17 protein-coding genes are annotated in these 16,371 nt (G+C 63.6%); 7 read left to right on the forward strand and 10 right to left on the reverse strand.

The window, feature by feature from the left end:
- Positions 1 to 18 precede the first annotated feature (18 nt).
- Positions 19 to 1,329 (forward strand): ABC transporter substrate-binding protein, encoded by a 1,311-nt coding sequence (locus tag XI06_RS29575; RefSeq protein ID WP_237866936.1) that lies wholly within the window; start codon positions 19 to 21, stop codon positions 1,327 to 1,329.
- 223 nt (positions 1,330 to 1,552) lie between these two features.
- On the opposite strand, the gene XI06_RS29580 is transcribed toward XI06_RS29575, so the two are convergent.
- From XI06_RS29580 to XI06_RS29600, 5 genes are all read right to left on the reverse strand, one after another.
- Positions 1,553 to 1,759 (reverse strand): hypothetical protein, encoded by a 207-nt coding sequence (locus XI06_RS29580; RefSeq protein WP_271607086.1) that lies wholly within the window; start codon positions 1,757 to 1,759, stop codon positions 1,553 to 1,555.
- 255 nt (positions 1,760 to 2,014) lie between these two features.
- Positions 2,015 to 3,184 (reverse strand): Gfo/Idh/MocA family protein, encoded by a 1,170-nt coding sequence (locus tag XI06_RS29585; RefSeq protein WP_271607087.1) that lies wholly within the window; start codon positions 3,182 to 3,184, stop codon positions 2,015 to 2,017.
- 43 nt (positions 3,185 to 3,227) lie between these two features.
- The gene (locus XI06_RS29590; RefSeq protein ID WP_237866939.1) at positions 3,228 to 3,542 is read right to left on the reverse strand and encodes a septal ring lytic transglycosylase RlpA family protein; all 315 of its coding nucleotides are present in this window, start codon (positions 3,540 to 3,542) and stop codon (positions 3,228 to 3,230) included.
- A gap of 103 nt (positions 3,543 to 3,645) precedes the next feature.
- On the reverse strand, positions 3,646 to 4,491 hold the full coding sequence (locus XI06_RS29595) for a CmcJ/NvfI family oxidoreductase (RefSeq protein WP_271607088.1): 846 nt from the start codon (positions 4,489 to 4,491) through the stop codon (positions 3,646 to 3,648).
- 363 nt (positions 4,492 to 4,854) lie between these two features.
- On the reverse strand, positions 4,855 to 5,268 hold the full coding sequence (locus XI06_RS29600) for a hypothetical protein (protein WP_237866943.1): 414 nt from the start codon (positions 5,266 to 5,268) through the stop codon (positions 4,855 to 4,857).
- Positions 5,269 to 5,636: 368 nt separating this feature from the next.
- Between XI06_RS29600 and glgC the strand changes: the two genes are divergently transcribed.
- Both glgC and glgA read left to right on the forward strand, forming a co-directional pair.
- Positions 5,637 to 6,899: a glucose-1-phosphate adenylyltransferase gene (glgC, locus tag XI06_RS29605; RefSeq protein ID WP_237866944.1), complete on the forward strand. Its 1,263-nt coding sequence runs from the start codon at positions 5,637 to 5,639 to the stop codon at positions 6,897 to 6,899.
- Entirely contained in the window at positions 6,896 to 8,347 is a 1,452-nt protein-coding gene (gene glgA / locus XI06_RS29610; RefSeq protein WP_237866945.1) for a glycogen synthase GlgA, read from the forward strand. The genes glgC and glgA overlap by 4 nt, the downstream gene beginning before the upstream one ends.
- A 166-nt stretch (positions 8,348 to 8,513) precedes the next feature.
- On the opposite strand, the gene XI06_RS29615 is transcribed toward glgA, so the two are convergent.
- Complete coding sequence (locus XI06_RS29615; RefSeq protein ID WP_237871210.1) at positions 8,514 to 9,308, reverse strand: DODA-type extradiol aromatic ring-opening family dioxygenase; 795 nt, start codon at positions 9,306 to 9,308, stop codon at positions 8,514 to 8,516.
- A 161-nt stretch (positions 9,309 to 9,469) separates the two neighbouring features.
- On the opposite strand from XI06_RS29615, the gene XI06_RS29620 reads away from it, so the two are divergent.
- Positions 9,470 to 9,649 (forward strand): hypothetical protein, encoded by a 180-nt coding sequence (locus XI06_RS29620; protein WP_128950411.1) that lies wholly within the window; start codon positions 9,470 to 9,472, stop codon positions 9,647 to 9,649.
- 7 nt (positions 9,650 to 9,656) lie between these two features.
- Here XI06_RS29620 and XI06_RS29625 read toward each other — a convergent pair whose 3' ends face one another.
- Positions 9,657 to 11,126, reverse strand: a complete 1,470-nt coding sequence (locus XI06_RS29625; protein WP_271607089.1) for a carboxylesterase/lipase family protein — start codon at positions 11,124 to 11,126, stop codon at positions 9,657 to 9,659.
- Between the two features lie 84 nt (positions 11,127 to 11,210).
- On the reverse strand, positions 11,211 to 11,420 hold the full coding sequence (locus XI06_RS29630; RefSeq protein ID WP_237866065.1) for a hypothetical protein: 210 nt from the start codon (positions 11,418 to 11,420) through the stop codon (positions 11,211 to 11,213).
- Positions 11,421 to 11,648: 228 nt separating this feature from the next.
- Between XI06_RS29630 and XI06_RS29635 the strand changes: the two genes are divergently transcribed.
- The 3 genes from XI06_RS29635 (at position 11,649) to XI06_RS29645 (ending at position 15,161) form a co-directional block, all read left to right on the forward strand.
- Positions 11,649 to 14,336, forward strand: a complete 2,688-nt coding sequence (locus XI06_RS29635; protein WP_237866066.1) for a flavin-containing monooxygenase — start codon at positions 11,649 to 11,651, stop codon at positions 14,334 to 14,336.
- A 131-nt stretch (positions 14,337 to 14,467) separates the two neighbouring features.
- Positions 14,468 to 14,731: a hypothetical protein gene (locus XI06_RS29640; RefSeq protein ID WP_237871218.1), complete on the forward strand. Its 264-nt coding sequence runs from the start codon at positions 14,468 to 14,470 to the stop codon at positions 14,729 to 14,731.
- Positions 14,732 to 14,855: 124 nt separating this feature from the next.
- Positions 14,856 to 15,161 (forward strand): hypothetical protein, encoded by a 306-nt coding sequence (locus tag XI06_RS29645; protein WP_237866068.1) that lies wholly within the window; start codon positions 14,856 to 14,858, stop codon positions 15,159 to 15,161.
- Between the two features lie 272 nt (positions 15,162 to 15,433).
- Here the strand turns inward: XI06_RS29645 and XI06_RS29650 are convergent, their stop codons facing one another.
- Both XI06_RS29650 and XI06_RS29655 read right to left on the reverse strand, forming a co-directional pair.
- Positions 15,434 to 15,586, reverse strand: a complete 153-nt coding sequence (locus tag XI06_RS29650) for a hypothetical protein (protein WP_212298790.1) — start codon at positions 15,584 to 15,586, stop codon at positions 15,434 to 15,436.
- A gap of 170 nt (positions 15,587 to 15,756) precedes the next feature.
- Positions 15,757 to 16,281, reverse strand: coding sequence for a septal ring lytic transglycosylase RlpA family protein (locus XI06_RS29655; RefSeq protein WP_237866069.1), 525 nt, complete (start codon positions 16,279 to 16,281; stop codon positions 15,757 to 15,759).
- Positions 16,282 to 16,371: the final 90 nt, after the last annotated feature.

Here is a 16,371-nt window from a genome sequence, read left to right on the forward strand (position 1 = left end):
ACCGGAGGGAGGGATAGGATGCCGACTTCACGCAGGCAGCTGCTGAAGGGTACGGCGGCTGCCGCCGCCACACTCAGCCTCGATTGGACCCGGGCCCAGGCGCAAGCCGAGAATTTGCGCATCGGCCTGATCTACGATCTCACCGGACCATTCGCCGCGGGCGGCTCGGTCGCCTCCTCGGTCGGCGCGCAGATCGCCATCGATCTCGTCAACGAGAAGGGCGGCATTGGCGGCAAGACCAAGATCGTGCCTGTCCCCGCCGACTCCCAGAGCAAGGCCGACGTTGCCATCAACGAGGCCGAGCGCCTGATCAGCCAGGAGAAGATCGACATCATCAACGGCGTCTATTCCAGCGCGCATGCCGTGCCGATGGCCGCGAAGGTCGAGCAGCAGAAGAAGATCCTCTGGATCACGACCGCGGTGTCGACCGCCGTGTTCAAGGACAAGAACCTGCAATATGTGTTTCGCGCGCAGATCCACTCCGACCAGTACGGTCAGGCCTTCGCCGGCTTCATGAGCGAGCACGCCAAGGCAAAGCTTGGAATGGATCCAAAGGACGTCAAGATCGCGCTGATCCACGAGGATGGGCCCTATGGCGTCGGGGTCGCGGCCGCGGACGAGGCCTATGCCAAGGAAGCCGGTCTCCAGATCGTGCTGAAGGAGGGTTATTCGGCATCGGCTCCCGATCTTTCGGTGCTCGTCACCAAAATCAAGCGCGCCAAGGCCGACGTGATCTCGCATGCCGGTTACAACCCCGACATCACCCTGCTTCTGCGGCAGGCGCGCGAGAGCGGGCTGCGCTTCAAGATGCTGTTTGGCAACGGCGCCGGTTACAGCCAGCTCGACAAGCTGCGGGCGACCTTCGGCACCGACATCGACAATTTCTGCAATATCGATCCAGTGCCTGCGCAGTTGCTCGATCCGTCGAAGCTCGCGCCGGGCTTGGGCGACCTGATCAAGACCATGGTCACGCGCTACCAGGCCAAGACCGGCGCGACAGACGTGCCGCCGCACTGCTCGATGGGCTTTAACCAGACCTGGGTGCTGCTCAACAACGTGCTGCCGGTGGCGAAAGAGAAATATGGCAGCTTCGAGCCGGAAGCGATCCGCAAGGCCGCGCTCGACGTCGACATCCCACCCGGCGGCACCATCCAGGGCTATGGCGTGAAGTTCTTCCCGCCGGGCACGCCGCTGTCCGGCCAGAACGAACGCTCGACGCCGGTGGTGATGCAGAATGCCGGTGAGCACATTTCCGTGGTGTGGCCGACCAACATCAGGACGCAGGATCCGGTGTTTCCATTGCCGAAGGGATCGACCTACGGGGCGTGAAACTGACGCATCACAGGGGTAAGTGAGCCGCGCCGACAACGCGCCGACAACCGCGTGCAAGCAGGAACACTTGCACCCACCGGTCATCCTGTTCGCGCTAGAGTTGGAATTTCGCCCCTCGAACAACTCGCGCTGGTTGTGAGACGAAGTCTTTTTGAAACAAAAGCCTTCTAGAGTGTGATCTGGGTTACTAGTGGCGCTCGATTTCGTACGTACAAACCGGTCAGCCGACGGCATTTTCAGCCTGGCTTGGCATCGCAGGGCAAACCGGCTCGCATTTTCGAAGCCGTCCAGCGGGATCACATATTTCAGAGCTTGAATTCCAACGATGGGGGTGACAGTGCCCGCCATATTCGAATTGCTCTACAAGGAATTTTGCCGTGCCCGCCTTGCCGAGATGCGCAGGCAGCTTCTGCTCGTCGGCAAACATCCAAAGCTCTTTCGTCCGGATGACGCTCCATCCGATCCGGATGGGATGGACGGGAAGCACGATGCCGAGTTGAAGCGCTCGAGGGAATAATCACCTCGCGACAACAGTCTTTCAGGAAGGCGGTCGATTTCAGGAGGCGACATTGAACACCCCCGAATTCTATGCTGCGTCGATCGCCTGCCTCTCGTGCCTGACCATCGTCGTGATGATGGCCGTCGGTGCCTGGTAGGCGAAGGCCGAGACATTGCCGGCGCGCTACAGCACCACCCGCCGCCCCTCCTCCGCCGCCCAATAGCCGGCGTAGTTCACTTTAATCGTCTCGTAGGCCAGCGCAAGGTCCGACAACGGCTGCCGTCCTGTTGCTGCGCATTCCATGAAATCCTGGATCTCCTGGAGATAACCGCGCGTCCATTCCTCCTCGAGGCAGACATATTGCCAGCCGGTTTTGCGGTCGACCTTCTCGTTGATGTAGACGGAGGCGAGCTTCTCCTCGGACGTCTGATAGCTCATCAGATGATTGTTCGGGGTGATGTTGGCAAACAGCGAGCCACCTGACGTATAGGTCTCGATCAAATTGCGCACGCCGCCCATGATCATGTCGCCGGAGAACACGGTGGCCTTGGTACCGTCGGAGAAGGTCGCGGTCAGCGTGCCCCAATCCTCGACGTCGACAGGGTTGGCCTTGATGTAGCTGCGCTCCTCCGGCTTGAGGATTTCAGTGACATTGCCGACATCGCCGGTGACGCTGGCGACCTTGATGATCTCGCCGCGCGCTTTCGCTTCGACCTGCTTGAGATGAAGCACGGCGGAGAGCGGATGGCAGCCCATCCGGATCAGCGAGCCGCCGCCGGTCATCGCCCATTGCGCGGCATGCGCGGCGTGCGAACCGGAATGGCTCTCCTCGCCCTTCATGAACAGGACCTTGTCCTTTGTCGCCTTGAGGATCTCCGCGGTTTTGGTCACCGCGGGCGCGTAGATCCAGTCCTCGGCATACATGAAGAGTTTTCCGGTGCGCTCGATCGCGGCACGGGTTGCGTCCATCTCCTCGAGCACGCGCTCATACATCAGCGCCTTCGGTACGCGCTTGCCGATCGGCCGCTCGTCGCCATCGCGGCCGAAATAGCCGGCAAAGGGCTTTTCGCAGATGACGTGCTTGCCGGCCTGCATGCTGGCGACGATCATCTCGGCATGGAGATTGGGCGGCGTGCAGATATCGACCACGTCAAGGTCGCGGTCCGCGATCATCTCCGCAAGGCTGCGATAGACACGCGGGATGTTATGGCGCGCGGCAAAGGCGACGACATGGTCGCCGCGCGCGGCGACCGCCGTCACCTCGACGTCGATGCCATAGACGCGCCGGAACGCATACATGTGCAGCTCCGACACGAAGCCGCAGCCGACGAGTCCGACCCTGATCCTGGCCATGGCGCCCCCTTGTTTTGGCGGGCACTATAGCGCGACGGCGGAGCTATTCCACCGAGACCCGCACCACGCCTGCGCTCATCATGCCGAGCGCACGGGCGGCGGGCACCGAGAGATCGACGATGCGGCCGCGAATGAAGGGGCCGCGATCATTGACGCGGCACTGAATGGTGCGTCCGCTGTAGGACACTTTCAGCACGCTGCCGAACGGGCGCGTCCGGTGCGCGCAGGTCAGCTCGCCGCTCCTCGCGGCTTTTCCATATCCATAATATGAGGCAAGTCCGCTTTCGGCGTGGGCGACGGAAAATGCAGAAAGCGAGAATGTGGTCAGACAAAACAATAGCGTCGGCTGCGCTCGCACGGCACCGCTCCCGGTTGGCCCTGCCCCGCGCTGCAACGTCGTCAAGTTCCAGATGGTTCCAGGAACTCCGCCGGGCCATGCCCGGCGGGTCCATCACACATTGTTACTGTTTGTGGAACACCAGCGTGCGCACCTCGATGCTCTCGCGCGGGGCCGCATCGGCAGGCGTGGTCGGGTCGACGAAAGCGGTGTGCGGCCCGAAGCGGGTGCGGCCGTCAGTTGCGGAATCATAGCATTTCAACAGCAGCGCCTCGTCGCTCGTCATCTCCGGAAAATAGAACCAGCGATGATCGGGATTGTATTTCACCGAATAGATCTCACCGCGGCGATCGGGATAGATCAGGTCCGAGGCGACGAGATCTTCCGGCGCGACCGTCGTGCCGTCGGCCATGGCGAGCGGTGAATCACGCAACGGACCGCGGATCGGGCGCCAGAGGTTGATCACCTGTACACGGCCTCTAAGCAATTCCTCCGCCTCGTCAGGCAGATGCTCGCGCACGCGATTGGCGCCGGAGATGATGGTCTGATCAACGTGGACGCGGATCGCCGGTTGGCGCGGCCCGCCGTCGCGAGTATCAGGCGCGCCCTCGACGCGCTTGCGGACGGTGTGATCGAAGATGACAACGCGGTCGGCCTTCAAGGTCGCGCGCAGGAAGGCTTCGACGGCCGGATAGTAGACGCTGCGGATTTCCTCGTCGTTGTAAAAGTCCCGCACACGGTGCGGATGGCGCACCAGCGCAAATCCTTCGCGGTCGAGTGAGAAATTCTGCGCGATCAGTCGCGCGTCGAAAATCGGGACATGATGCGGCTCCGGTAGCGAGGTGCTTTTTGGCTCGCCCGGCGGCGGATCGAAAGCATAGGTGCGCGGCTTGCCTGAAACAGGCGCAAGGTAGTTGAGCTCAGCGGTGACGAAGGGAAGCGATTCGATTTTTGTTTCTTGCAGGCCCATGGCCGGTCTCCCGATGTGGTCGTCGGGTTGATTTTTGACGACGCGGCGTGCGAGACAAGGGAGGCGGCGCAAATAGCAATGTGGGTGTCGTTGTCGGCATGAAATGCAGAAGGAAAGTGTCGGGGAAGCCGATCGAGTTGGAATAGCTCCGTGCACTTCACGGACGCTTGAGAGGCTTGTGAAGCCTCGTGCCCCGGACGCGCGCATCACCATAAGCGCGTTTACGCGCGTCTTCCCATCACCAAGGGCGCGCTTATGCGCGTCTTCGACGTTGCGCTGCTGAGCCGGGGCCTATCTGCGAGAGCGATGCGCGCAGCTGCAATCACGCGGACGAGCGATCGACGACCTCGTCCGCCTGCGCGGTCACCAATAGCGGCGGTAGTAGTGACGGTAGTACGGCCGGTAATAGCCGTAGCGATAGCCGTAATACGGACGATAGGGGCGATAATAACGAGGATAGGCCGGTCCGTAGCCGTAACCATAATAGGACGGCGCATAGCCGTAGCCCGGATAGCCGTAACCGTAATACGGCCCGCCGCCGTAATAGCCGTAGGGCGCGCCGGCGATGGCGCTGCCGATGATGGCGCCGGCCGCAAAGCCGCCGAGGCCCCAGCCCCAGCCGCCGCCACGCCAATGCACCTGCGTGACGTCATCACCGGCCGCGGCCTTCATGGTCGCCACATTGGTCGGCATCGGTGCCGCCGATACCTGCCCGATCTGGCCGGTCATGACGCCGACCGTCAACGAGCAGGCCATTGCCATTTTCCAGAGACTCATCGTCTTACTCCCTGTCCGACGTTTCGTTGAAAAGAGCATCGCAGGCCAGGATCTTTCATCCTTGCGCCAAGTCAAAGTGCTAAGTCAAAGTGCCAAGTCGAAGTGCCAAGTCAAAGCCTCGAACCTTGCGTGCAGCGCACAAGACGGCTGGGCATGCCTGATTTATGACCGCCGAGCGACGGCACCCGAGGCGCTCCCGCCGCGGCCAAAGCGTTAAGCTTCCCGTGCGTTCGCAACCAACAAGCACCTTCCCGATTACCTATTCGTACCGTTACTATCGGTTCCAATGATGCGCGGCCGGAAGGCACTTCGCGAAGGCCTTGGCTTACGCCAGAATTTGGCTTGCGCCAGACGAGTGGGAGGAAGACATGAGTGCTGCCGGAAATGAGCCGCTTGCCCGCCAGGCTTTGGCATTTGTCCTGGCCGGCGGCCGCGGCAGCCGGCTGCTGGAATTGACCGACCGGCGCGCCAAGCCCGCGGTCTATTTCGGCGGCAAATCCCGCATCATCGATTTCGCGCTGTCGAACGCGGTGAATTCCGGCATTCGCCGCATCGCGGTTGCCACGCAGTACAAGGCCCACAGCCTGATCCGGCATCTCCAGATGGGCTGGAACTTCTTCCGCCCCGAGCGTAACGAAAGCTTCGACATCCTGCCTGCGAGCCAGCGCGTCTCCGAGAGCATGTGGTATGTCGGCACGGCGGATGCGATCTACCAGAACATCGACATCATCGAGTCGCACAACGCCCGGTTCATCGTGGTGCTGGCCGGCGACCATATCTACAAGATGGACTACGAGGTGATGCTGCGCCAGCACGTCGACAGCGGCGCCGACGTCACCGTCGGCTGCCTCGAAATGCCGCGCGCGGAATCCTCGGGCTTCGGCATCATGCATGTCGACGAGAACGGCTGGATCCAGCAATTCCTCGAGAAGCCCAAGGATCCGCCGCCGATGCCGGGCAAGCCTGACGTCTCGCTCGCCAGCATGGGCATCTACGTGTTCGATACGAAATTCCTGTTCGACCAGCTCAAGCGCGACGCCGAGGACCCGAACTCCAGTCACGATTTCGGCAAGGACATCATCCCCTATATCGTCAAGAACGGCCGCGCCATCGCGCATCGGTTCTCGACCTCCTGCGTACGTTCGGGCAGCGACCCGCGCGCCTACTGGCGCGATGCCGGCACGGTGGACGCCTATTGGGCCGCCAATATCGACCTCACCGACGTGGTGCCGGAGCTCGATCTGTTCGATCGCGCCTGGCCGATCTGGTCCTATGCGGAGATTACGCCGCCCGCCAAGTTCGTCCATGACGAGGAGAGCCGGCGCGGCCAGGCGGTGAGCTCGCTGGTCTCGGGCGGCTGCATCATCTCCGGCGCCTCGCTGCGCCGCTCGCTGCTGTTCACCGGCGTGCGCATCAACTCCTATGCCAATGTCGAGAACGCCGTGATCATGCCTTACGTCAATGTCGGGCGCGGCGCGCGGCTGAAAAACGTCGTGATTGATCGTGGCGTCGAGATCCCCGAAGGCCTCGTCGTCGGCGAGGATCCGGAGCTCGACGCCAAACGCTTCCGCACCACCGAACAGGGCATCTCGCTGATCACTCAGCCGATGATCGACAGGCTCAATACATGACGCCTGTTCGCGTCCTCGCGGTCGCTTCTGAAGTCTATCCCATCGTCAAGACCGGCGGCCTCGCTGATGTCGCCGGCGCGCTGCCGCTTGCGCTGAAGGCGCATGGCGTCGAGATGCGCACCTTGATGCCGGGCTATCCCGACGTGATGCGGCGCCTTTCGGGCGCGGACGAAATCCAGCGTTGGTCGGATTATTTCGGCGGACCGGGGCGCCTGCTCGCCGGTTCGCATGAGGGGCTCGATCTGTTCGTGCTCGACGTGCCGCATCTCTATGCGCGGCCGGGCAATCCCTATGTCACCGCCGAGGGTGTCGACTGGCCGGACAACGGTGTGCGCTTCGCAGCACTGGCGCGGGTCGCGGCCGATATCGGCCGCGGTCTCGTCGCAAGCTTCGTGCCCGACGTGGTCCACGCCCATGACTGGCAGGCCGGACTGGCACCAGCCTATCTGCACTACGACGGCGGGCCGCGGCCCGGCACGGTGATGACGATTCACAACATGGCCTATCAGGGCAAGTTCGACCGCGCGCTGGCCGGCGCGATCGGCCTGCCCCACGACGCATCGTTCGACGTCCACGGCCTTGAATATTTCGGCGGCATCAGCTTCCTGAAAGCCGGGCTGCAACTGGCCGATCGCATCACCACGGTGTCGCCCACCTATGCTCATGAAATCCAGAGCGACGAAGGCGGCATGGGACTTGGCGGCCTGCTGCGCGAGCGCGCCAGCGTGCTGAGCGGCATCCTCAACGGCATCGACATCGCCGTGTGGAATCCGCAAACCGATACGCATATCGCCTATCGCTTCGGTGCGCAGGACCTCACGTTCCGGGCCGCGAACAAGGCGGTGCTGCAGCAGCAGTTCAATCTCGATTCCTCCGACGAGGCGCCGCTGCTCGGCGTCATCAGCCGGCTGTCCTGGCAGAAGGGGCTCGACCTGCTGCTCGAGGCGATCCCGACGATCCTGGATCAGGGCATGCAGCTTGCATTGCTCGGCAGCGGCGACCGCGATCTTCAGGAGCGCTATCAGGCCGCCGCGCGCGCCAATCCCGGCCGGATCGGCGTGATGATCGGCTATGACGAGATTCTCGCTCATCTGATCCAGGCCGGCTCCGACGCGCTGCTCGTGCCCTCGCGGTTCGAGCCGTGCGGCCTGACCCAGCTCTGCGCGCTGCGATATGGCGCGGTCCCGATCGTCTCCCGTGTCGGCGGTCTCGAGGACACCATCATCGACATCGGTGAAACAGGACGTGACGCCACCGGCTTCAAGTTTGGTCCGGTGACGGCTGGCGCCCTCACCGGCACGCTGCGGAAAGCCAACGCCGCCTTCCACGACAAGGCAACCTGGCGGCGGCTGCAATTGAGCGGCCTTGCCACCGACGTGTCCTGGCGCAACCGCGCGGGTGAGTATGCAGCGCTGTATCGCGGCCTGATGGCGTCACGCCGTACGTGAGGCTCTCTCTTCGCCTCTCCCCGCGTGCGGGGAGAGGCCGGAATTCGCGCGTAGCGCGGATTCCGGGTGAGGGGGAATCTCCGCGAGTCCGACTCTCACCTTCCTCGCGGAGACTCCCCCTCACCCCAACCCTCTCCCCGCAAGCGGGAGGAGGGAGCAGAGGTCATCACCCAAACACGTACGACGCCATCGCAACGCTCGCGACCTCGTCGACGAAAACGCGCTTGCCGACATCGCTGCCGGCAGCACCTGCCGCCACCATCAGCGGCAGAAGATGGTCCTCGCGCGGATGCGCCAGACGCGCGCTCGGCGCCTTCTCCCAATCGACCAGCATGGCGTTGCGGCGCGCCGCGTCCGGATTGCTGATCGCCTCGTTCAGATAGGCTTCGAAATCGTAGGAGACGGGTTTCGATTCCGCGCGCCCGAAACCGCGCATGTTGTGATAGGTGAGCCCGCTGCCGACGATCAGGATGCCCTCGTCACGCAGCGAGGCGATCGCTTCTCCGACCTTGATGTGCTCGGCTGCGTCATAGCTCGACTTGAGCGACAGCAGCACGATCGGCATGTCGGCATTCGGATACATCAGCCCGAGCGGCACGAAGGTGCCGTGATCAAAGCCCTGATTGGGATCTTCCCGGCAATCGAGGCCGGCGCGCGCAAGCAGCGCCTTCACGTCTGCTGCGAGCTTGGGCTGGCCAGGCGCCGGATATGTGATGTGATAGGTATGCTCGGGGAAACCGTAGTAATCGTACACCATCGGCGGGTGCGCCGAGGTCGACACGGTGAAGGCGTCGGCCTCCCAATGGCCAGTGATAACAAGCACCGCCTTCGGTCTTTCAGGAAGCAGCTGCGGCAGCCGGCCGAACTCCGCGGCCGTCTTGGCATATTGCACCCGCCGGTCCTCCATGAAGGGCCAGGGGCCGCCGCCATGCGACAGAAACAGGGTCGGAAATCGCGTCATGTTGTCAGGCTCGCCTCGAAGACATCTTGCGCGGATGAGACCTCCGCGCGCTTCGCGGCGAGCATAGGCAAACCGGCATGGTTAGCAAGTCGTTAACGATTTGCCGCTCACAATCCTGATGTGGCCGAAGGAATCGGCCAGAAGACAAGCGAGACGTTGAGATGAAGAAGTTTGCGCTGGGGGACGTCGTCAACAGTGACAAGGGCCGTCGCGGCGTGGTCCGTGCCGCCTACCGGTCCAAGGAAGGCCAGCAGTTCTATGCCGTCGAGAAGGACGGCACGATGGACTATCTCGAAGAAGACCGCCTGACGCCGGCGCCGCGCGTCGAGCTCGCGGCCTAAGTCCAACTCACTTCTTGCTCTCGCGCGCGAGCCGGTCCAAACGCTCCGACAACGGGTCATCGCCGCTCGCGATGCGATCGTTTGCGATCAGCAGCAGCTGGTCGCTGTCCGCGGCCGCATCCCAATGCGGTAGCTCGGGCCCGTTGGGGTCGCCGTTTTTCGCAAAATTGATCCAATAGGACCGCATCCGATTTGCGACCTCGCGATCCCGTCGCGAGAAGATGCCCGCGCCGGGCACGCCCTCGACGCCGAAGACGAACTGCAACTCGCGCCCGTGGCCCTCGTCGGGGTTGCCGCGCCGGGCTTCCGGCACGTAAGTGAAGCGATAGCGGAAGGTCGGCGCTCCGGTTGTGGCATGAAGCCGGGCGAGCATTCGCACCGGCTCGGAGAACACCTTGTCGGTGTAGAGGCTGGCGGCAATTTCAGAGGGCGTCCTGGCGTCAGGATAGAGCTTGCGCAACTCATCGAGGCTCTCGGTGGACGATGACAGCACCTCCGTGACTTCCAGTTCGCTGTCGAAGCGGGTCTCGTCGTCGTTCGAACCGATGATGAGGGGAATGCGGCTCTCGTGTCCTGACGCAAACCCCGCGCCGATGTCTTCGGTCGTGAGGTTTCCGTCCATCGCCGGCGCAAATCTGCGCGGCGATTTTTCCAGCAATTTTCTTTCAGCAGCAAGCAGCCGCGCCGGTTTGACGGCACGCAGATCCGTCGCCTGTCCGAGCGCGGCGACGAACTGCCGCCCCGCGGCCTCGGCCTCCTGCGACGAAGCCAGACGCGCACGGCCGGGTATCGATTGCAGGATTGCTTTCTGGAAGAGATCGCGTGATTGGGCGCACAGCATCAGCAGCGCGATCGATGTCGCGCCGGCGCCGTTGCCGAACAGTGTGATGTTGTTCGCATCGCCGCCGAAGGCCGCGATGTTGTCGTGCACCCAGCGTAGCGCCGTGATCTGATCCATCAGGCCGAAATTGCCGGAGCTGTTCTCCGACAATGCGGGATGCATGAACCAGCCGAGCGCGCCAAGCCGATAGTTCACCGTGACGACGATGAGGCCGGCCTGCGCGAATCTTGCACCGTCGAACATCGGATCATTGGCGGTGCCGCTGACAAAGCCGCCGCCATGGATGAACACCATCACCGGCAGCGGCCCGTCGACGCCGAAGGGCCTGAACACGTTGAGCGTGAGGCAATCCTCGCGCGCGGCCGGCAGCGACGGCTGCGGACAGGGCGAGCCATAATTGTAGGCCGTGCTCATCTCCGAGCTCTCGGGCAGGGCCTGCGGTGGACGCCAGCGCAGGCTGTCGACCGGCGGCGCCGCGTAGGCCAGCCCCTTGAAGGAGGCCACTTCGCCTTCGACCGCGCCGAGCATCTGACCTTCGCGCGTCAACGCAAATGGATACTGGCCGACCGGCTGGGCGACGGCGCGGCCGGCGCAGAGCAATGCAAGGGCTGCAATAAGCGCAAGCAGGGATCGCATCTTCAGGGGATCTCGATGCGCGGAAATGGTCCCTGGCAGGTTACGTCCGCAACGCGCGAAGAGGCAAGCGCCGAGGCGCGTCAGCTAACCGCCCTTGGCGATGATGTCCGCCAGCGCGCGTCGCGCGATGATGCCGAGCTCGCCGAGCGTGGAGTGGCCGGATTGCGCCGCCTCGATCAGGCGCTCGGCGATGAACCGGCGACTGTCGTGATCGCCGCCGTGCGGCAATTGCCGGCACGTCTCCTCCAGGACGACGTCCATGTTGGCTTTGGTTCGCTCACTCAGCTCTGTCATGGCGCCCTGGATACGCGTGGCTAGTAGCCGCAAGCATACACAGACGGATCATCCATGATTAGCCCGGGCAATCACGGCCATTGTGCATCGCGATGCGTGCATCGAAGCAACGTTCGCGCCGCCACGATGATGCCGCAAAGGGACTACCGAAGATTGCACTTGTTCTGATGACAAGCCGGGCCTGCGGGACTAGCCTGCCGGCAAAACAAAGACACGGGAGGAATAACCATGCCGGAAGCAATGGTCGCCGCACGTGAGTCCAAGGCGGGGAGCGGAACCGTCCAAAACGTCGATGTTGCCGTGGTCGGCGCCGGTTTTTCCGGCCTCTATCTTCTCCATCGCCTGCGCAAGGCCGGCCTCTCCGCCGTCGGTCTCGAAGAAGCCGGCGACGTCGGGGGCACCTGGTACTGGAACCGCTATCCCGGCGCCCGCTGCGATATCCAGACCATCGACTACAGCTACACGTTCGATCCGGAGCTCGACAAGGCGTGGACCTGGTCGGAGAAATACGCGACCCAGCCCGAGATCCTGCGCTATCTCGGCTTCGTCGCCGATCGCTACGATCTCAGGCGCGACATCCGCTTCAGGACCAAGGTCACCGAAGCCAAATGGGACGAGAAGGCCGAGCGCTGGCAACTCACCACGGACAACGGCGCTGCCGTCTCCTGCCGCTTCTACATCATGGCGACCGGCTGTCTCTCCGCGCCAAAACCGCCGGAGATCGACGGCGTCAAGGATTTCAAGGGCGAGGTCTATTTCACCGGACGCTGGCCACATGACGGCGTCAATCTCGCGGGAAAGCGCGTCGCCGTGATCGGCACCGGTTCGTCGGGCATCCAGTCGATCCCTCTGATCGCCGAACAGGCGGCCCACCTGACCGTGTTCCAGCGCACGCCGAATTTCGCGCTGCCCGCCCATAACGGCCCCTCGCCGGCCGATCGCAGGGACCTGTTCCAGAGCGACCGCGCGGCCTATCGCGAGCAGGCGCGCCAGTCGATGGCCGGCGTACCCTATCCGCAGCAGACCGTCGTCAGCTGGCAGCTCAGCGATGCCGAGCGTCGCGAGCGGTTCGAGCGCGCCTGGGCTGCCGGCGACCTCGTCCACATCCTGACGCAGCTTTGGGCCGACCAGGCGGTCGACGTCGACGGCAACAAGATCGTCCAGGACCTGATCCGCGAGAAGATCTCGGCAGCCGTGAAGGATCCGGTGACGGCGGCAGCGCTGATGCCGGACGATCATCCGTTCGGCGCCAAACGTCCCTGCCTCGAAACCAACTATTACGCGACCTACAACCGGCCGAACGTCACGCTGGTCAATCTGCGCCAGGAGCCGATCAAGGCGATCACCGCAGGCGGCATCACGACGGCCAAGCGCAATGTCGATGTCGACGTCATCGTGTTCGCCACCGGCTTCGATGCCATGACCGGCGCGATCCGCGCCGTGCATCCGATCACCGGGCGCGGCGGCAAGTCGCTCACCGATGTCTGGGCACAGGGGCCGCAGAGCTATCTGGGGCTCACGGTCGAAGGCTTCCCGAACTTCTTCATGATCACCGGGCCCGGCAGCCCGTCGGTGCTGTCGAACATGGCTGTTTCGATCGAGCAGCATGTCGATTGGGTCGTGGACCGCCTCAAAGCGTTGGGCGAAGCCGGCTTCACCACCATCGAGCCAACCGAGACGGCGCAAGCCGGCTGGAACAGGCACATGGCCGACTGCTCGATGCTGACGCTGCATCGGCTCGCCAACACCTGGTACACGGGCGCCAACGTGCCCGGCAAGGTTCAGGGCCTGATGCCCTATACCGGAGGTGTCGGTCCCTATCGCAGCCTTTGCGACGAGGTCACCAGCCGCGGCATGCTCGGCTTCAGGCTGACCGGACCCAATGTCGCCGCACAATGCAATGACGGCGAGGTGGTGCGGCTGCAGCCGGACGTGCGGCTGGTGCTGAACCTGCTGGCCTCGTTGAACCTGCCACCGATCGAGTCGATGGGGGCGGCAGGCGCGCGCGCCTTCGTCAATGAGTTCAACAAGGGCCGGCCTGCGGGACGGCTGATCGGCGAGATCGTCGACGGCACGCTCCCCGGCGCCGACGGCCCGCTGCCCTACCGCGTCTACAAGCCGGCCACGCCGGGGCCGCATCAGGTCGTGGTGTATTTCCACGGCGGCGGCTGGGTGCTCGGCGACGAGCAGTCGGACGAGCCGTTCTGCCGCGACATGGTGCGACGGACCGGCATGATGTTCGTCAGCGTCGGCTATCGCCACGCGCCGGAGCATCGTTTCCCGGCGGCCATCGAGGACGGCTACGCGGCGACGCGCTGGATCTCGGAGCATCTGGCCGAACTCGGCGGCATCCCGGGCCCGGTGCTGGTCGCCGGCTGGAGCGCCGGCGGCAACATCGCGGCCGTCACCTGCCAGCTCGCACGCGATCGCGGCGGGCCCGAGATATCAGGCCAGCTGCTGGTATGTCCGGTGACGGACAGCAGCTTCGACCGGCCCTCCTACAACGACAATGCGACCGGCTACTTCCTGACGCGCTCGCTGATGTACTGGTTCTGGGACCTGTACTGCTCACCGGCCGACCGCACCGATCCGCGCGTCTCGCCGCTGCGCGGCAAGGTCTCGGGCCTGCCGCCGGCCTTTGTGGTGACGGCCGAGTTCGATCCGCTCCGCGACGAGGGCATCGCCTACGCCGAGGCGATGGCGGCTGCCGGCGTCCAGGTCGAGCAGCTGAAGGCGCACGGCCATTTCCACTCGTCCTTTGTGATGGTGGACGTGGTGATCACAGGCGTCCAGGGCCGGGTGCAGATGGCGCAAGCCCTGCGGCGCTTTGCAGGGCTGCCCCCCGAGGTCAGCCGCGACGAGAGAGCCCACGGCCATGCGAGCCCAGGGGATAAGATCGCAGCCGCCGCGAGCTGAGCCGCCATCGGCCGGGAACCTTTTCCCGGCCGCCGCGTTCTCGGTGCGTGGCATTGAGATGCAGTGATGGGTATGGGCCCTGGCACGCAAGGTAAGCGTGTCAGGGTTCTTTTTGCGTGAGGCGGGGGACAATGGGGGACGCATCAAAGGTTGATTTCAGCGCGCTCGCCGTGCTGCAGAAATGGCCTTCCCTGGGAAATCAGCGCCGGCTGGACCGCGAGCCCTATCAGGTCAGCGAGGGTACGCTCGATGCCTGCATCTCGGCATTCATGGCAAAGCCCGCGCCCACAAGGCATCTCTATGAGATCCGCACGGCCGCGCAGCCGCCGTTGGTCACGGACATCCTCTCGCCCGAGCATGTCATCGAGCTGTCGCGCTTGAGAGAATTTCTCTGACCTGTAGGCGAGCACCTACACGCCAGCGACATTAGTCTAATCCGCATCCCGAAATCTCGGCAGGAACCTTCCTCCGGTTTTTCCCGTTAACGGAGATCGGAAAGCCGAGATGTGAGCAATCCAGATGCTTGACGCTGGCGTACCATCCCCGGTCGTGCCCTATGGCGCCGACCAGACTCTGTTCGTGGTGATCGATCGCCTCGACGAGGCCACTGAAATTCGCGTCGAGCGAAGCGATCTCGATGCAGCAATCAACGATCTCGTCGCCGGCTGCTTCAACGATCCCATCAAGGTGATCTCGTTCAACACGCTCGAGCACTGGATGAAAGACATCTCGACCGATGTTGCCGATGAAATCCAGGCGCGCTGCGACATCGACGGCGTGACGCTTCCTGATTATCTCAGCGATTTCGTCGAGAGCCACAGCTGAGCGCGCTGTCGTCGCGACAAGCTTGCAGGCAACAAAAAGCGCCGCTTCCGCGGCGCTTTTCGCATCTTATCACGCTCTCAATGATGCCAGAAGATCGCCAGCAGCAGGATGACCGGCAGCGGCACGCCAAGCAACCAAAGCAAAGCACCTCGTCCAAAGCCCATGACTTCCTCCTCCATATTCATGACTGACATGACGCCGGAGAGAAGAAGAAGTTCCGCAGATGGCAGAGAGGGCAAATGCGTTCAGAGCATGGATCTAATGGGGTTAGACTACCCGCGCCGGCGGCCGGCGATAACCTCGATCTCGCGGCGGCGCTCGCCGGCGAAAGTCAGGAGCTTTTCGATCGTGGGCGTATCCGTGATCCGTTTGGCCAGCCGCTCGGCGCGCGCCGCCTGATCTTCGAGATACTGGATCGTGTTCAAGCGCCGTCCCCCCAAAGCCCCGAATTGCCGGACGCCTATGGTGCGGGAGAGCCGCTAATAGTCGGTTAAGCGCGGCAAAAGGCGATTTATTGTTTGAGCATGATCTCCGCGCAAACGCGTTCCGCGTTTGTCGCGAGGGAAAACCGATACACACTTTTCCGGATCACGCTCTATTGCACGACGTCGAGCCTGACATTGGCGAGGCCCTTGTCGACCATGCCGAGCGCCTCGGCCGCGGACGGCGAGATGTCGACGACGCGGCCGCGCACAAAGGGCCCGCGATCGTTGACCCTGACCGTCACGAAGCGACCGGAGGAGACATCGGTGACGCGCAGCTTGGTCCCGAACGGCAGCGTGGGATGGGCCGCAGTCAGCTCGTTCTTGTCAAACCTCTCGCCGCTCGCGGTCTCCGTGTCCGAGTAGAAGCTCGCCACGCCCTGCGAGGCCGACGACTTGGCGCTTGCTGTGTCGACCGACCGATGCGGCCTGTAGATCGGACGCGGATGCAGCGCCGCCACGCGGTGCGGCCGCTCGATCGCAGCCTGCTTTGTGGTCGGAGCGAGATCGGCCCTCTGGCGGCCGACCGGTGATTGCGCGCAGGCGGCGAGCGATGCGGCCCCCATGATGACCAGCAGCAACCGTGACGAGGTTGCCGGCGAGGTCAGGGTCGTTTCGGCACGTGCAATGCGAGACATGATGCGCCCTCCGAACACCCCTGAGTTTCGGTGGGCAATGAGGGCAGAACCTTGGCTGAACAAAAGCGGCCTTGCGGCCGCCATCGTTTC

This window comes from Bradyrhizobium sp. CCBAU 11434 (genome assembly GCF_028128895.1).
In the GTDB taxonomy this organism is placed as follows: domain Bacteria; phylum Pseudomonadota; class Alphaproteobacteria; order Rhizobiales; family Xanthobacteraceae; genus Bradyrhizobium; species Bradyrhizobium zhengyangense.

Excerpts from the sequence above, each read along its gene's own strand:
- XI06_RS29630 (WP_237866065.1), bottom strand. The coding sequence starts at position 11,420 with ATGACAGAGCTGAGTGAGCGAACCAAAGCCAACATGGACGTCGTCCTG.
- XI06_RS29620 (WP_128950411.1), top strand. The coding sequence starts at position 9,470 with ATGAAGAAGTTTGCGCTGGGGGACGTCGTCAACAGTGACAAGGGCCGT.
- XI06_RS29655 (WP_237866069.1), bottom strand. The coding sequence starts at position 16,281 with ATGTCTCGCATTGCACGTGCCGAAACGACCCTGACCTCGCCGGCAACC.
- XI06_RS29645 (WP_237866068.1), top strand. The coding sequence starts at position 14,856 with ATGCTTGACGCTGGCGTACCATCCCCGGTCGTGCCCTATGGCGCCGAC.
- XI06_RS29575 (WP_237866936.1), top strand. The coding sequence starts at position 19 with ATGCCGACTTCACGCAGGCAGCTGCTGAAGGGTACGGCGGCTGCCGCC.
- glgC (WP_237866944.1), top strand. The coding sequence starts at position 5,637 with ATGAGTGCTGCCGGAAATGAGCCGCTTGCCCGCCAGGCTTTGGCATTT.
- XI06_RS29595 (WP_271607088.1), bottom strand. The coding sequence starts at position 4,491 with ATGGGCCTGCAAGAAACAAAAATCGAATCGCTTCCCTTCGTCACCGCT.
- XI06_RS29640 (WP_237871218.1), top strand. The coding sequence starts at position 14,468 with ATGGGGGACGCATCAAAGGTTGATTTCAGCGCGCTCGCCGTGCTGCAG.
- XI06_RS29580 (WP_271607086.1), bottom strand. The coding sequence starts at position 1,759 with ATGTTTGCCGACGAGCAGAAGCTGCCTGCGCATCTCGGCAAGGCGGGC.
- glgA (WP_237866945.1), top strand. The coding sequence starts at position 6,896 with ATGACGCCTGTTCGCGTCCTCGCGGTCGCTTCTGAAGTCTATCCCATC.
- XI06_RS29600 (WP_237866943.1), bottom strand. The coding sequence starts at position 5,268 with ATGAGTCTCTGGAAAATGGCAATGGCCTGCTCGTTGACGGTCGGCGTC.
- XI06_RS29625 (WP_271607089.1), bottom strand. The coding sequence starts at position 11,126 with ATGCGATCCCTGCTTGCGCTTATTGCAGCCCTTGCATTGCTCTGCGCC.
- XI06_RS29615 (WP_237871210.1), bottom strand. The coding sequence starts at position 9,308 with ATGACGCGATTTCCGACCCTGTTTCTGTCGCATGGCGGCGGCCCCTGG.
- XI06_RS29635 (WP_237866066.1), top strand. The coding sequence starts at position 11,649 with ATGCCGGAAGCAATGGTCGCCGCACGTGAGTCCAAGGCGGGGAGCGGA.
- XI06_RS29585 (WP_271607087.1), bottom strand. The coding sequence starts at position 3,184 with ATGGCCAGGATCAGGGTCGGACTCGTCGGCTGCGGCTTCGTGTCGGAG.